The sequence below is a fragment of the Pseudomonas sp. SWRI111 genome, assembly GCF_014268555.1.
GTDB lineage: Bacteria > Pseudomonadota > Gammaproteobacteria > Pseudomonadales > Pseudomonadaceae > Aquipseudomonas > Aquipseudomonas hamedanensis.
On sequence record NZ_JABWQQ010000005.1, the window covers coordinates 237,563 to 252,072 of the forward strand.

The following is a 14,510-nucleotide window of genomic DNA, read 5'->3' on the forward strand; positions in this document are numbered from 1 at the left end:
CAAGCAGATGGGGCCAATCCTAGAGCTGTAATGCGTCCGTCATGTGGCAGTGAGGCAAAAACGGCCGATAGTGGTATTCGGGGATTTTCGTTCAAATGAAGCGTTGCCCGCATTGGCGCCATCGCGAGCAGGCTCACTCCTACAGGGGGAACGCATTCCCACTGTAGGAGTGAGCCTGCTCGCGATGAGGCCAGTCGGCACACTCGAAAATTCAGGCGGGGGACATCTCTTGGGCCAAGCCGAGGAATGCCGCCGGCAACCGCGCCCCTTTGCGCTCCTTGAGGCAATACAGATACTCCGGAATCTGCGGCGCATTCTCGATGGTCAGCACGCGCAGTTGCGGATCGTGCGGCACTTCCTGGCGGGCAATGATGCTGATGCCGATATTGCGCAGCACCGCCTCGCGGATCGACTCGCGGCTGCCGATCTCCAGCAGCGGTCCGAAACTGACCCCGGCACTGGCCAGCAACTCTTCGGTCAGCCGCCGCGTGGTCGAACCCGATTCACGCATCAACAGCGTATGCCCGGCCAGAGCACTCAATGTCACATGCTGCTGCGCCGCCAGCGGATGATTACGGTGCACCGCCAGCACCAGCGGATCAGTGCCCAGCACCCGACGAATCAACCGTGCATCGTCGAGCAATTGCGACGAAGCGGCGACGTCAACGCGATAATCCTCCAGCGCCTCGAGTACCTGCTGCGAGTTGCCGATTTCCACCGACACTTCCACCTGCGGCAAACGCTCGCGAAAGGTTTTTACCAGATCAAGGATGTAATACGGCGCGGTGGCGGCAATGCGCAACGTGCCCTGCACCTGGCCGCTGTTGCGCAGAAAGAACTCGATGTCCGCTTCTTGCTGCAACAGCGCTTTGACCATCGGCAGCAAGCGCGCACCTTCATCAGTGACACTCAGGCGGCGGCCGCCACGGTAGAACAACTCCACCGAATACTGGCTCTCCAGGTTACGGATCTGCGTGGTCACGGTCGGTTGGCTGAGGCCGAGTTTCTTCGCCGCCAGCGTGATGCTGCCCAGGCGGGCGACCCTGTAGAACGCTTTCAGCTCGGCACTCAGCACAACCATCCCTCATTGTTTATTTGCGCAGCAGACGCAAACCGTTGAACACCACCAGCAGGCTCACGCCCATGTCGGCGAACACCGCCATCCACATGGTGGCGAGTCCGGCGAAGGTTACCCCAAGAAAGATCGCCTTGATCACCAAAGCCAGGGCGATGTTCTGTTTCAAGATGCTGGCGGTATTGCGCGACAGGCTGATGAATGCCGGGATCTTGCGCAGATCATCATCCATCAGGGCGACATCGGCGGTTTCGATCGCCGTATCGGTACCGGCCGCAGCCATGGCGAAACCAATCTCGGCGCGGGCCAATGCCGGAGCGTCGTTGATGCCGTCACCGACCATGCCGACTCGGTGGCCCTGCTTGTACAGATTTTCGATGGCTTGCAGTTTGTCGGTCGGCAGCAAGTCGCCCCGCGCTTCGTCGATACCGACTTGGGCGGCAATCGCTTGGGCAGTGTGGACGTTGTCGCCGGTGAGCATCAGGGTTTTCACTCCGAGTTCATGCAATTGGCGAATCGCCTCGCGACTGCTTTCCTTGACGGTGTCGGCCACTGCAAACAACGCCAACGGGCCGGACGGGTCCAACAGCAACACCACTGTTTTGCCCTGTTTCTCCAACGCAAACAGCTTTTCTTCAAGCTGCGGCGAACACAGCCCCAGTTCTTCGACCAGACGATGGTTGCCCAAGTGATAGGTCTGACCGTTGATCTCACCTTTGACGCCGCGACCGCCAAGCGCTGTGAAGTTATCCACAGTGAGCATTTCAAGATTTTTATCCACAGCGGCGTTGGCGATGGCCAGCGACACCGGGTGATCGGAGCGCCCGGCCAAGGCAGCGGCAATTGCCGGCGCTGTGGCATCGGCGGTCGAGTCGAGCGACAGGTAGTCGGTCTGCACCGGTTTGCCGTGAGTGATCGTCCCGGTTTTATCCAGCGCCAGGTAATCGAGCTTGAATCCGCCCTCCAGGTACACGCCGCCCTTGACCAAAATGCCTTTGCGCGCCGCCGCAGCAAGACCGCTGACGATGGTCACCGGCGTGGAAATCACCAGCGCACATGGGCAGGCGACCACCAGCAACACCAGCGCGCGGTAGATCCAGTCGAACCACGCAGCGCCCATGAACAAGGGGGGTACGATCGCCACGGCCAAGGCAAAGACAAACACCACGGGCGTGTAGATTTTCGAGAATTGATCGACGAAGCGCTGGGTCGGTGCCCGCGCGCCCTGGGCCTGTTCAACGGCATGAATGATCCGCGCCAGAGTCGAGTTGTTGGCTGCGGCGGTAACGGTGTACTCCAGCGAACCGGCCTGGTTGATGGTACCGGCAAAGACTTTGTCGCCGATGGTCTTCTCTACCGGCAGGCTTTCACCGGTGATCGGCGCCTGGTCGATGGTCGAACTGCCACTGGCTACTTCGCCGTCGAGGGCGATGCGCTCGCCGGGTTTCACCCGCACACGGGCGCCGAGTTCAACGCTTTTCACCTCTTGTTCGAGCCAGTTGCCGTCGGCCTGCAACACCGTCGCCTGCTCCGGGGTCATCTGCATCAGACCGCTGATCGCATTGCGCGCGCGGTCCAGCGAGCGCGCTTCGATCAACTCGGCGACGGTAAAGAGGAACATCACCATCGCCGCTTCTGGCCATTGGCCAATGAGGATTGCGCCCGTTACGGCGATGCTCATTAATGCATTGATGTTGAGGTTGCGGTTCTTCAGGGCGATCCAGCCCTTTTTGTAAGTGCCGAGGCCACCGCCAAGAATCGACACCAGTGCTACGACCGCCACCACCCAGTCCGGCGCGGCGTTGGTGAAGTGGATAACTTCGGCTGCCAGCGCGGTCACGCCAGACAGCGCCAGTGGCCACCAGTGCTTTTTCACTGGCGTCGAGGCCGGCGCGTCGACGCCCGCCTCCAAAGGTTCGGCGTGCATGCCGAGGGATTTGATCGCCGCAGTGATCGGTGCGGTGTCCGCCAGGTTATGGGTCACGCCGAGTACACGGTTGATCAGGTTGAATTCCAGCTGCTGAACGCCGGCCAGTTTACCGAGCTTGTTCTGGATCAGCGTCTGCTCGGTCGGGCAATCCATGGCTTCGATGCGGAAACTGCTCAGCCGCGCATCGGCGCTGGTCTTTTCACTCAGTTGCACCAGTGCGGGCGCTGCGGCTTTCGACGAGCAGCAGGCGTCTTCGTGCGAATGAACCGGGGCCGGCGCAGCGGCTTTCGAACCACAGCAAGAGTCGCCGCCATGCGCATGTTTATGCACGGGCTGCGCTTTATGACTGTGATCGTGCCCGTCGCCGGGCTTGTGGGTGTGCAGGGAATCGCTCATTGGTCGCGTCCATGAAGGTGCCTGTTGCCAAGTAAAGACCCTGTAGCCACTATAGGGTCAAGCACCCTTTTGGAGATTGCCGCAATGAAGATTGGAGAACTGGCCAGACTCACCGACTGCGCCGTAGAAACCATCCGCTACTACGAGCGCGAAAACCTGCTGCCGGAACCGGCCCGCAGCGACGGCAACTACCGCGTCTACACCCAGGCCCACGCCGAGCGCCTGACCTTCATCCGCAACTGCCGCACCCTCGACATGACCCTCGAAGAAATCCGCAGCCTGCTCGCCCTGCGCGACAGCCCGCAGGATCAGTGCGAGAGCGTCAACGCGTTGATCGACGAGCATATTCAACATGTGAAGGCGCGGATTGACGGGTTACTGGCCTTGCAGACGCAACTGCTCGAACTGCGCCAGCGTTGTGGCGAAGGGCCGGAGGCGGATCAATGCGGGATTTTGCAGCGGCTGGAAGTGAGTGGCGGGGTTGTTGCGACGGAGGTTGAGCATTCCCACGTAGGGCGCAGTCACGGCCACTAAGAAACGCACAGACCCCAATGTGGGAGCGGGCTTGCTCGCGAAAGCGGTGTATCAGTCAACATAATCGTAATCTGACACACCGCTTTCGCGAGCAAGCCCGCTCCCACAGGGGCACTGCGTTGTGGCTCAGACCGCCATCGGCGCGGTCATTGGCGGGTGGTGCTCATAGCCTTCCAGCGAGAAATCGCTCGGCTCGACCAACTCCAGCCACTCCGGCTGATACACACCCGTCTTGGCAAACTCTGGCACGCGGTCGGAGATCTTCAGTTTCGGCATGGCGAACGGCTCGCGCTTGAGCTGTTCGTTGAGCATGTCCAGGTGGTTTTCATAGACATGCGCGTCACCGATGAAATAGGTGAACCAGCGCGGCGTATAGCCGGTCAGGCGACCGATCAGGCTCAGCAGCGCGGCGCCTTCGGTGAGGTTGAATGGCGTGCCCAGCCCCAGGTCGTTGGAGCGGATGTACAGGGTCAGCGAGATCTCTTTGGTCTCGACATTCGGGTGGAACTGGTACAGCAGATGGCACGGCGGCAGGGCCATTTCATCGAGCTGGGCGCAGTTCCAGCCGTGGAACAGGATGCGGCGGCTGCCCGGATCGTTGATGATCGTGTCGACGCACTGGCGCACCTGGTCGATGGCTTTGTACAGCACCACGTAGGCCTGACCGTCTTCTTCGCCTTGGGCAATCTGCTTGTAGCCGTTGCTCAAGGTTTGTTCGATGGCGGCAGTGTTGCTCAGCGGGATCTGCTTGTACGCCGGCCATTTGCGCCATTGCACGCCGTAGATTTCGCCGAGGTCGTCGTCGCCCTGACGGAACGGGTTGGCCAGCCATTGCGCGTTTTCGTTGGCGTTCTGGTCCCAGACCTTGCAGCCCAGCGCGCGGAATTGCGCGGCGTTGTTCACGCCACGCAGAAAGCCGCACATCTCGCCGATGGCCGATTTGAAGGCCATCTTGCGCGTGGTGATCGCCGGGAAGCCTTCCTGCAGATCGAAACGCAGCATCGCCCCGGGGAAACTGATGGTGTTGATGCCGGTGCGGTTGGCCTGTTTGGTGCCGTTCTGGATGACGTGCGAGACCAGTTCGAGATATTGCTTCATGAGTTACCTGTGTCTTTTGAGCCCCGGCGTCGCGCGCCGGGGGTCGTAGTTTAAGCCGTCGGGGCGAGCGGCGCTGCCGGTGCGCGACGATAGGCCAGCCAGATCAGGAACAGCCCGCCGACGATCATCGGCACGCACAGCACCTGGCCCATGGTCAGCCAGTTCCACGCGAGATAACCCAACTGGGCATCCGGCACGCGAACGAACTCGACGATGAAACGGAAGATCCCGTAGAACAGCGCGAACATGCCCGACACCGCCATGGTTGGGCGCGGTTTGCGCGAGAACAGCCAGAGGATCAGGAACAGCGCCACGCCTTCGAGGGCAAACTGATACAGCTGCGACGGGTGACGCGGCAGTTGCGCCGGATCGCTGAACGGCGGGAACACCATCGCCCACGGCACGTCGGTGGCCTTGCCCCACAGCTCGGCGTTGATGAAATTGCCGATACGCCCGGCGCCCAGACCGATCGGCACCATCGGCGCGACGAAGTCCATCAGCTGGAAGAACGACTTGCCATTGCGCTTGCCGAACCACAATGCCGCCAGCATCACGCCGATGAAACCGCCATGGAACGACATGCCGCCCTTCCACACCTCGAAAATCAGCGTCGGGTTGGCCAGGTAGGCGCTCAGATCGTAGAACAGCACATAGCCCAGACGGCCGCCGACAATCACGCCCATCGACAACCAGAACACCAGATCGGAGAGTTTCTCCTTGGTCCAGGTCGGGTCGAAGCGGTTGAGCCGACGCGACGCCAACAGCCACGCGCCGCCAATGCCGATCAGGTACATCAGACCGTACCAGTGGATTTTCAGCGGACCGATGGCCAGGGCCACCGGGTCGATCTGCGGGTAAGGCAGCATTGCGACTCCTCGTTAGAGTTGAAAGCGAAAATTCCCGGGCGACGCTGCCACCTCAGGATTAAGCCAGGATTGCCGCGCGGTCAAATCAGGAAGCTCAGACCTACGCAAAACAGCAACGCGGCGAACAGCCGCTTCAGCAAGCGCGGCGACAACCTGTGCGCCAGACGCGCGCCGAGACGGGCGAACACCATGCTGGTCAGGGCGATGCCCAGCAATGCCGGCAAATACACAAAACCGAGACTATGGGCCGGCAACAACGGATCGTGCCACCCCAGAATCATGAAACTTAATGCACTGGCCAAGGCAATCGGCAGACCGCAGGCCGACGAAGTCGCCACGGCTTGCTGCATCGGCACACTGCGCCAGGTCAGGAACGGCACGGTCAGCGAACCGCCACCGATACCGAAGATCGCCGACGCCCAGCCAATGACGCTGCCGGCCACGGTCAGACCGAGTTTACCCGGCACCGTTCGGCTGGCCTTGGGTTTGACATCCAGCGCCAGTTGCACGGCAATCACCAGCGCGAACACCCCGATGATCTTTTGCAGGTTCGGCCCGGAGATTGCCTCGGCGGTCAAGGCACCGAACCCGGCGCCGAGCAGAATGCCCACGGTCATCCACATGAAGATCGGCCAGCGCACCGCGCCCCGACGGTGATGCTCACGCACGGCGTTGACCGAGGTGAAAATGATCGTCGCCAGCGAGGTACCGACCGCCAGATGCGTGAGAATCGACGGGTCGAAGCCCTGCAAAGTGAAACTGAACACCAGCACCGGGACAATAATGATCCCGCCGCCAACCCCGAACAGCCCGGCCAGCACGCCTGCGCAGGCGCCCAGCGCCAGATAGAGCAGAAATTCCATGTCCTTCTCCCAGACGCATCCCCGAAACAGGAGCGGCATGGTAACGGATGCGCGGCCTTCTGCTCCACTGGCGATGGATGCACGGGCGCCGGATGCGTAGAGTGAGCGAAAAACACACAAGGACTACCTTATGTGCCTGATTGTTTTCGCCTGGCGCCCGGGCCATGCCCTGCCGCTGATCGTCGCGGCCAACCGTGACGAATTCTACGCCCGGCCAAGCCTGCCGCTGGCGCCTTGGCCGGAGGCGCCGCAGGTGCAGGCCGGGCGTGATCTGGAAGCTGGCGGCACCTGGCTGGGGATTGGTGCCAACGGGCGCTTTGCTGCGCTAACGAATATCCGCGATCCGCAGCAGCCGCCGGCGACCAAATCCCGTGGCGAACTGGTGGCGCGGTTTCTCGTGGATGATCTGTCGATTGATGATTATTTGCGCGATGTGGTCGGTCGTTCCGCGGAGTACGCCGGGTTCAACCTGTTGCTCGGCAATGCCCATGAGCTGTGGCACTTCAATGCACGGGCGTCGGAGCCGGTGATGCTTGAGCCTGGGATTTATGGGTTATCCAACGCGGGACTGGATACGCCATGGCCGAAACTGCTCAAGGCCAAGGCTGCGTTGAACGCGGTGCTGGACGATCCGCAGCCGGAGCGGCTGTTGGCGTTGTTGAGCGATGCGCAGACCGCGCCGGAGGCCGAGTTGCCGAACACCGGGGTGGGGCTGGCGACAGAATCGCTGCTGTCGAGTGTATTCATTGCCAGCCAGAGTTACGGGACGCGGGCGAGTACCGCGTTGATTGTGCAGGCGGACGGGACGCGGCGGATGGTGGAGCGCAGTTTTGGGCCGTATGGCGGACATCTTGGCGAGGTCGAACTCGTTGTTTAGCGGTGCTTGAGCAGACGCCTTCGCGAGCAGGCTCGCTCCCACAGGGTTTTGTGTCGATCACAGAACCAATGTGGGAGCGAGCCTGCTCCGGGCGGCGTTCCGACGAAGAGCCATCAGCCGATCAAAGGGCCTTGGTGACCATCGGCGGATTCATCTTGGCCAAGCCGAGATTTTTCAGCGCCAACTGCAGTGAGCTGTGGATAACTTGCGGGTTATCGATGGTCATCAGCTCAGCCAGCAACGCCTGGGCCTTGCTCAGATTGACCTGGCGCAACATCCATTTCACCTTCGGCAGGTTGGTGGCGTTCATTGACAGGCTGTCGAAGCCCATCGCCATCAGCAGCACCGCCGCCGCCGGATCACCGGCCATTTCGCCGCAGATGCTCACCGGTTTGCCTTCGGCATGGGCGTCGCGCACCACGGTTTGCAGGGCTTGCAGCACCGCCGGGTGCAGGTAATCGTAGAGATCGGCCACCCGCGGGTTGTTGCGATCGACCGCCAGCAAATACTGGGTCAAGTCGTTGGAGCCGACGGACAGGAAGTCGACCATCCGCGCCAGTTCTTTGGTCTGGTAAACGGCTGCGGGAATTTCGATCATCACCCCGATCGGCGGCATCGGCACGTCGGTGCCTTCGTCGCGCACCTCGCCCCAGGCACGGTGAATCAGGTGCAGGGCTTCTTCGAGTTCGTGGGTGCCGGAGATCATCGGCAGCAGAATCCGCAGGTTGTTCAGGCCTTCGCTGGCCTTGAGCATCGCGCGGGTCTGCACCAGGAAGATTTCCGGGTGGTCGAGGGTGACGCGGATACCGCGCCAGCCCAGGAACGGGTTGTCTTCCTTGATCGGGAAGTACGACAGCGACTTGTCCCCACCGATGTCGAGGCTGCGCATGGTCACCGGCTGCGGGTGGAACGCGGCGAGCTGTTCGCGGTAGATCGCCAGTTGCTCCTTCTCGCTCGGGAAGCGCTGGTTGATCATGAACGGCACTTCGGTGCGGTACAGACCGACCCCTTCGGCGCCACGCTTCTGCGCCCGCGCCACGTCTGCGAGCAGGCCGGTGTTGACCCACAGCGGCATGCGGTGGCCGTCGAGGGTCACGCACGGCAAGTCGCGCAGGGTGTCGAGACCCAGCGCCAGTTGTTTCTCTTCTTCGACGACCTCGGCAAACTGCTTGCGCAGCACTTCGCTCGGGTTGGTGTAGACCTCGCCACGGGTGCCGTCGACGATCATTTCAATGCCGTCGACCTTGGCGTACGGCAGGTCAACCAGACCCATCACCGTCGGAATGCCCATGGCCCGAGCGAGAATCGCGACGTGGGAGTTACCCGAACCGAGTACCGAGACCAGACCGACCAGCGTGCCTTCCGGCACCTCGCCGAGCATTGCCGGGGTCAGCTCTTCGCTGACCAGAATGGTTTTTTCCGGGTAGACCAGGTTCTGCTGGCGCTCTTCCTGCAAATAGGCGAGCAGGCGGCGACCAAGGTCCTTGACGTCCGAGGCGCGCTCACGCAGGTAGGCGTCGTCCATCAGTTCAAAACGGTTGACGTGTTCCGTGACCACCTGACGCAGCGCGCCCTGCGCCCACTGGCCGGTCTTGATCACGGTGGTGATTTCGCTGCCCAGCGAGGCATCGTCGAGCATCATCAGGTAGACATCGAACAGCGCGCGCTCTTCCGGACGCAACTGGGTCGCCAGCTTGGCGGACAACGCGCGCATGTCGGCGCGCACGCCTTCGATGGCGGTCTTGAACAGCGCCAGCTCAGCGTTGATGTCGGTGATGGTCTTGTCCGGCACCACGTCCAGATCCGCCGGCGGCAGCATGACCACCGCAGTACCGACGGCAGCACCCGGTGAACCCGGCACGCCGACGAACTTGGCTTCCTGAATGCCTTTGCCCTGACGGCCCAGACCACGGATCGAGCCGGTGGCCTCGGCGTGGGCGATAACGCCGGCGAGCTGTGCGCTCATGGTCACGAGGAAGGCTTCTTCGCCCTCATCGAACTGGCGCCGCTCTTTTTGCTGGATGACCAACACGCCGACAACGCGGCGGTGGTGGATGATCGGTGCACCGAGGAACGAGGCGTAACGCTCTTCACCGGTTTCGGCGAAGTAGCGATAACGCGGGTGATCCGCGGCGTTCTCGAGGTTCAGGGGTTCTTCACGCGTGCCGACCAGACCGACCAGACCTTCGTTTGGAGCCATGCTGACCTTGCCGATCGAGCGCTTGTTCAAGCCCTCGGTGGCCATCAGGACAAAGCGGTTGGTCTCGGGGTCAAGCAGGTAGACCGAGCAGACCTGGCTGCCCATGGCCTCTTTGACGCGCAACACAATAATCCCCAACGCCGCCTTGAGATCCTTGGCGGAGTTAACTTCCTGGACGATCTTGCGCAGCGTATTGAGCATGGCTCGGGGTCGAACTCCGTCGTCAGTCGCGCGCTAAAAGGCGCGGGGCAAGCTCTTTGAGGGCGCGGCGATACACCTCGCGCTTGAATGTCACCACCTGGCCCAACGGATACCAATAGCTGACCCAGCGCCAGCCATCGAACTCCGGTTTACCGGTCAAATCCATCCGCACCCGCTGCTCGTTGGAGATCAGGCGCAGGAGAAACCATTTCTGTTTCTGGCCGATGCACAGCGGTTGGCTGTGGGTACGCACCAGACGTTGCGGCAAACGATAGCGCAACCAGCCTCGGGTACAGGCCAGTATTTCAACATCTTCACGTTCCAGGCCAACTTCTTCGTTCAGCTCGCGGTACAAGGCGTCTTCCGGCGTCTCCTCGGGGTTGATGCCCCCTTGCGGAAACTGCCAGGCGTCCTGATTGATACGGCGAGCCCATAGCACCTGGCCGGCGTCATTCGTCAGAATGATCCCGACATTGGGGCGGAAACCATCGGGGTCGATCACGGCAACAACCTCGCAAACGCATGTCGCCGCATTGTTCCACAAAGCTTGATCGGGCGGCAACGAAGGTTCCTACCTTATGTGCACTCTTGTGAAAAGACCGTATTCTTGTCGCCTTTTTACTGACTTTTCAGCGGGTAACTGCAATGCGCCTGGCTCTATTCGATTTGGACAACACCCTTCTGGGCGGCGACAGCGATCACGCCTGGGGCGATTATCTGTGCGAGCGCGGCTTCCTTGACCCGATCGCCTACAAGGCGCGCAACGACGAGTTCTATCAGGATTACCTGGCCGGCAAGCTGGATAACGCCGCCTACCTGAACTTCTGCCTGGAAATTCTCGGCCGCACCGAGATGGCTGTGCTCGATCAATGGCACAGCGATTACATGCGCGACTGCATCGAGCCGATTGTGCTGCCCAAGGCGCTGGAATTGCTCAAGCAGCACCGCGACGCCGGCGACAAACTGGTGATCATCACCGCGACCAACCGCTTCGTCACTGCACCGATCGCCGTGCGCCTGGGCGTCGAAACCCTGATCGCTACCGAATGCGAGATGGTCGATGGCCGCTACAGCGGGCGCAGCACTGACATCCCGTGCTTCCGTGAAGGCAAGGTGACGCGGCTCAATCGTTGGCTGGAAGAGACTGGTTATTCGCTTGAGGACAGCTATTTCTATAGCGATTCGATGAATGACTTGCCGTTGCTGGAGCAGGTGGCGAATCCCGTCGCTGTGGATCCTGATCCGAATTTGCGCGCCGAAGCCGAGAAGCGTGGCTGGCCGGTGATTTCGTTGCGCGGCTGACATCGCTATCGCGAGCAGGCTCACTCCTACAAGGGAACGCATTTCAAATGTAGGAGTGAGCCTGCTCGCGATCGGGTCAACCCGGTCTCAAGCCTTAAACCGGTTTGGCCCCCATCAACGCCGCTATGGCGACAAATCCGACGCCGCTGACAATCGCCAGCGCCAGATTGAATGTCCGATTGCCCTTTCCGCTTGTCCACAGCCGATTCAGCCGAACCAGCAGCCAGACCGCACTGAACGCGGCCACGGCATAGATCACGCTGGACCCCAGGATCCACAATTGCCCCAACGGCCAGCCAACCAGGTGCACCAGCCACCAGCCAGTGAACGGCATGCTGAGCATACCGATCAGCATCAAACACCAGATAAACAGCCAGGGCCGCTGCATCGTGCTGGCCGCCCCTTCACTGCGATTACGCCAGGTCAGGGCGGCAAGCCCCAGTCCGCTCGCGAGGATGACTATGGTCGCCGCGACGTGAAGGACTTTCAGGGTAGTCAGGGTTTCCATGCAGTTCTCATCCGTAGGTCCATGCCCATCAGCGTAGCCGCTCAGCCAAGAAACAGCTGATAAGCCGGGTTGTCGCTTTCGTCCCAGTACGGGTAGCCGATTTCAGCCAGCGCCGCCGGCACCAGATGACGCTCGTCATGGGGCACTTGCAGGCCGGCGACCACGCGGCCGTCTGCCGCGCCGTGGTTGCGGTAGTGGAACATCGAAATGTTCCAGCGCCCGCCGAGCTTGTTGAGGAAGTTGAACAGCGCGCCCGGACGTTCCGGGAATTCGAAGCGCAGCACCACTTCATCGACCACCTGCGCCGCGCGACCGCCGACCATATGGCGGATGTGCAGCTTGGCCAGCTCATTGTCGGTCAGGTCGATCACCGGGAAGCCCTGCTCGGTCAGGCTCGCCAGCAAGGCGCTGCGCGGGTCGTTGTCGGGGTGGGTCTGCACGCCGACGAAGATGTGCGCTTCGCTGCCGGTGTTGTAGCGGTAGTTGAATTCGGTGATCTGGCGCTTGCCGATGGCCTCGCAGAAGGCTTTGAAGCTGCCGGCTTTCTCAGGAATGGTCACAGCGATGATCGCCTCGCGACCTTCGCCCAGTTCGGCGCGCTCGGCGACGTGGCGCAAGCGGTCGAAGTTGACGTTGGCGCCGGAATCGATGGCGACAAAAGTCTGGCCGCTGACACCGCGCTGCTCGACGTACTTCTTGATCCCGGCCACGCCCAACGCGCCGGCAGGTTCGGTGATCGAGCGGGTATCGTCGTAGATGTCCTTGATGGCCGCGCAGATCTCGTCAGTGCTGACGGTGATCACTTCATCGACGTAATCCTTGCAGATGTCGAAGGTGTGCTGGCCGATCTGCGCCACCGCCACGCCGTCGGCGAAGATGCCCACGGTCGGCAGGACAACGCGCTCACCGGCGGCCATGGCCGCTTGCAGGCAGTTGGAATCGTCCGGTTCGACGCCAATCACCTTGATGTCTGGCCGGAGATATTTGACGTACGCGGCGATACCGGCGATCAGCCCGCCGCCGCCGACCGGGACGAAAATCGCGTCCAGGGGTTGCGGGTGCTGACGCAGAATCTCCATCGCCACCGTGCCCTGCCCGGCAATGGTGTGCGGATCGTCGTAGGGATGGATGTAGACGTAGCCTTTTTCGTCGACCAGTTTCAGCGAGTAGGCCAGCGCCTCGGGAAACGAATCACCGTGCAGCACGACTTTGCCGCCGCGCGAGCGCACGCCTTCAACCTTGATTTCCGGAGTGGTCTTGGGCATGACGATGGTGGCTTTGACGCCCAATACTTTTGCCGCCAGAGCCAGACCCTGCGCATGATTGCCCGCCGAAGCAGTGACCACGCCACGGGCGCGTTCTGCGTCGCTCAGTTGGGTCAACTTGTTGTAGGCGCCGCGAATCTTGAACGAGAACACGGGCTGCAAGTCTTCGCGTTTGAGCCAGATGTCGTTGCCCAGCCGCTCGGAGAGCTGGCGAGCGTTGTGCAGCGGGGTTTCTACGGCAACGTCATAAACGCGCGAGGTGAGGATCTTTTTGACGTACTGTTCGAGCATCGGAAAGCATCACTGAGCGGGTTGGGCGGGACCGGGGAGTCTAACCCGGCTTTCAACCGGACGACCACACTAAACAGGTGGTTTTAAGGTCTGGAAAGCCATTCTTGAGTGAGCACCATTGTGGCGAGGGGATTTATCCCCGTTGGAGTGCGAAGCGCTCCCCGGCATTCTTTCAGAAATACCGCGTTCTCAGGTTTTACGACGGCTGCGCCGCCGAACGGGGATAAATCCCCTCGCCACAGGGTGTTTCCCCCTGCACCACCGCGGGGCCTATAATGCCGGCCTTTCTGCCCACCCCTTGCCCGCTTCCGGAGCCCGCATGACCCAGGATCAACTCAAACAGGCCGTAGCCCAGGCCGCCGTCGACTTCATCCTGCCGAAACTCGACGACAAGAGTATCGTCGGCGTCGGCACCGGCTCCACCGCCAACTGCTTCATCGATGCCCTGGCCCAGCACAAGGGCGCGTTCGATGGCGCGGTTGCCAGCTCCGAAGCCACCGCCGCACGCCTCAAGGGCCACGGGATTCCGGTGTATGAACTCAATACCGTCAGCGACCTGGAGTTTTACGTCGACGGCGCCGATGAAAGCGACGCGCACCTGAACCTGATCAAGGGCGGCGGCGCGGCCCTGACCCGCGAGAAGATCGTCGCCGCCGTGGCCAAGACGTTCATCTGCATCGCCGACGCCAGCAAACTGGTGCCAGTGCTCGGTGAATTCCCGCTGCCGGTGGAAGTGATCCCGATGGCGCGCAGCCACGTCGCTCGCCAATTGGTCAAACTCGGTGGCGACCCGGTGTACCGCGAAGGCGTGCTGACCGACAACGGCAACATCATCCTCGACGTGTTCAACCTGCAGATCACCAACCCGGTGGAGCTGGAAGCGCAGATCAACGCCATTGTCGGCGTGGTCACCAATGGCCTGTTCGCGGCGCGCCCGGCGGATTTGTTGTTGCTGGGCACGAGTGAAGGCGTGAAAACGCTGAAGGCTGAGTAACAGACTGCCCGCACTCTTTGGGCAGGATGAAATCTCCTGTGGGAGCGGGCTAGCTCGCGAATGCGGTGGATCAGTCAATGAAGATATTGGCTGATCCGCCGCATTCGCGA

General features: G+C 61.5%; 13 protein-coding genes. 4 read left to right on the forward strand and 9 right to left on the reverse strand.

Annotated features, from left to right (window positions below; genetic code table 11):
• Positions 1–211: 211 nt before the first annotated feature.
• Both HU755_RS09310 and HU755_RS09315 read right to left on the reverse strand, forming a co-directional pair.
• On the reverse strand, positions 212–1,075 hold the full coding sequence (locus HU755_RS09310; RefSeq protein ID WP_186631871.1) for a LysR substrate-binding domain-containing protein: 864 nt from the start codon (positions 1,073–1,075) through the stop codon (positions 212–214).
• 16 nt (positions 1,076–1,091) lie between these two features.
• Entirely contained in the window at positions 1,092–3,401 is a 2,310-nt protein-coding gene (locus HU755_RS09315; protein ID WP_186631806.1) for a heavy metal translocating P-type ATPase, read from the reverse strand.
• A gap of 84 nt (positions 3,402–3,485) precedes the next feature.
• Between HU755_RS09315 and cadR the strand changes: the two genes are divergently transcribed.
• Complete coding sequence (gene cadR / locus HU755_RS09320; RefSeq protein WP_186551239.1) at positions 3,486–3,935, forward strand: Cd(II)/Pb(II)-responsive transcriptional regulator; 450 nt, start codon at positions 3,486–3,488, stop codon at positions 3,933–3,935.
• Positions 3,936–4,061: 126 nt separating this feature from the next.
• Here the strand turns inward: cadR and HU755_RS09325 are convergent, their stop codons facing one another.
• From HU755_RS09325 to HU755_RS09335, 3 genes are all read right to left on the reverse strand, one after another.
• Positions 4,062–5,033 carry a thymidylate synthase gene (locus HU755_RS09325; protein ID WP_186631809.1) on the reverse strand — a complete coding sequence of 324 codons (972 nt, stop codon included), beginning with the start codon at positions 5,031–5,033 and terminating at the stop codon, positions 4,062–4,064.
• A gap of 50 nt (positions 5,034–5,083) precedes the next feature.
• On the reverse strand, positions 5,084–5,899 hold the full coding sequence (gene lgt, locus HU755_RS09330) for a prolipoprotein diacylglyceryl transferase (RefSeq protein ID WP_090287239.1): 816 nt from the start codon (positions 5,897–5,899) through the stop codon (positions 5,084–5,086).
• 80 nt (positions 5,900–5,979) lie between these two features.
• Positions 5,980–6,762 carry a sulfite exporter TauE/SafE family protein gene (locus tag HU755_RS09335; RefSeq protein WP_186631811.1) on the reverse strand — a complete coding sequence of 261 codons (783 nt, stop codon included), beginning with the start codon at positions 6,760–6,762 and terminating at the stop codon, positions 5,980–5,982.
• A 130-nt stretch (positions 6,763–6,892) separates the two neighbouring features.
• On the opposite strand from HU755_RS09335, the gene HU755_RS09340 reads away from it, so the two are divergent.
• Positions 6,893–7,639, forward strand: coding sequence for an NRDE family protein (locus HU755_RS09340; RefSeq protein WP_186631814.1), 747 nt, complete (start codon positions 6,893–6,895; stop codon positions 7,637–7,639).
• A 121-nt stretch (positions 7,640–7,760) separates the two neighbouring features.
• Here the strand turns inward: HU755_RS09340 and ptsP are convergent, their stop codons facing one another.
• Entirely contained in the window at positions 7,761–10,040 is a 2,280-nt protein-coding gene (ptsP, locus tag HU755_RS09345) for a phosphoenolpyruvate--protein phosphotransferase (protein WP_186631817.1), read from the reverse strand.
• Between the two features lie 22 nt (positions 10,041–10,062).
• Positions 10,063–10,542, reverse strand: a complete 480-nt coding sequence (locus HU755_RS09350; RefSeq protein ID WP_003229203.1) for an RNA pyrophosphohydrolase — start codon at positions 10,540–10,542, stop codon at positions 10,063–10,065.
• Positions 10,543–10,685: 143 nt separating this feature from the next.
• Between HU755_RS09350 and HU755_RS09355 the strand changes: the two genes are divergently transcribed.
• Complete coding sequence (locus tag HU755_RS09355; RefSeq protein ID WP_186623373.1) at positions 10,686–11,342, forward strand: HAD family phosphatase; 657 nt, start codon at positions 10,686–10,688, stop codon at positions 11,340–11,342.
• Between the two features lie 94 nt (positions 11,343–11,436).
• On the opposite strand, the gene HU755_RS09360 is transcribed toward HU755_RS09355, so the two are convergent.
• Positions 11,437–11,850 (reverse strand): DUF2269 family protein, encoded by a 414-nt coding sequence (locus HU755_RS09360; RefSeq protein WP_186631820.1) that lies wholly within the window; start codon positions 11,848–11,850, stop codon positions 11,437–11,439.
• Between the two features lie 41 nt (positions 11,851–11,891).
• Positions 11,892–13,406 (reverse strand): threonine ammonia-lyase, biosynthetic, encoded by a 1,515-nt coding sequence (gene ilvA, locus HU755_RS09365; protein ID WP_186551246.1) that lies wholly within the window; start codon positions 13,404–13,406, stop codon positions 11,892–11,894.
• Positions 13,407–13,725: 319 nt separating this feature from the next.
• Here ilvA and rpiA point away from each other — a divergent pair, with 319 nt between their 5' ends.
• Positions 13,726–14,400, forward strand: a complete 675-nt coding sequence (rpiA, locus tag HU755_RS09370) for a ribose-5-phosphate isomerase RpiA (protein WP_007913886.1) — start codon at positions 13,726–13,728, stop codon at positions 14,398–14,400.
• Positions 14,401–14,510 lie beyond the last annotated feature (110 nt).

Coding starts and splice junctions, on each gene's coding strand:
- HU755_RS09315 (WP_186631806.1), bottom strand. CDS start 3,401: ATGAGCGATTCCCTGCACACCCACAAGCCCGGCGACGGGCACGATCAC.
- cadR (WP_186551239.1), top strand. CDS start 3,486: ATGAAGATTGGAGAACTGGCCAGACTCACCGACTGCGCCGTAGAAACC.
- HU755_RS09325 (WP_186631809.1), bottom strand. CDS start 5,033: ATGAAGCAATATCTCGAACTGGTCTCGCACGTCATCCAGAACGGCACC.
- lgt (WP_090287239.1), bottom strand. CDS start 5,899: ATGCTGCCTTACCCGCAGATCGACCCGGTGGCCCTGGCCATCGGTCCG.
- HU755_RS09335 (WP_186631811.1), bottom strand. CDS start 6,762: ATGGAATTTCTGCTCTATCTGGCGCTGGGCGCCTGCGCAGGCGTGCTG.
- HU755_RS09340 (WP_186631814.1), top strand. CDS start 6,893: ATGTGCCTGATTGTTTTCGCCTGGCGCCCGGGCCATGCCCTGCCGCTG.
- ptsP (WP_186631817.1), bottom strand. CDS start 10,040: ATGCTCAATACGCTGCGCAAGATCGTCCAGGAAGTTAACTCCGCCAAG.
- HU755_RS09355 (WP_186623373.1), top strand. CDS start 10,686: ATGCGCCTGGCTCTATTCGATTTGGACAACACCCTTCTGGGCGGCGAC.
- HU755_RS09360 (WP_186631820.1), bottom strand. CDS start 11,850: ATGGAAACCCTGACTACCCTGAAAGTCCTTCACGTCGCGGCGACCATA.
- ilvA (WP_186551246.1), bottom strand. CDS start 13,406: ATGCTCGAACAGTACGTCAAAAAGATCCTCACCTCGCGCGTTTATGAC.
- rpiA (WP_007913886.1), top strand. CDS start 13,726: ATGACCCAGGATCAACTCAAACAGGCCGTAGCCCAGGCCGCCGTCGAC.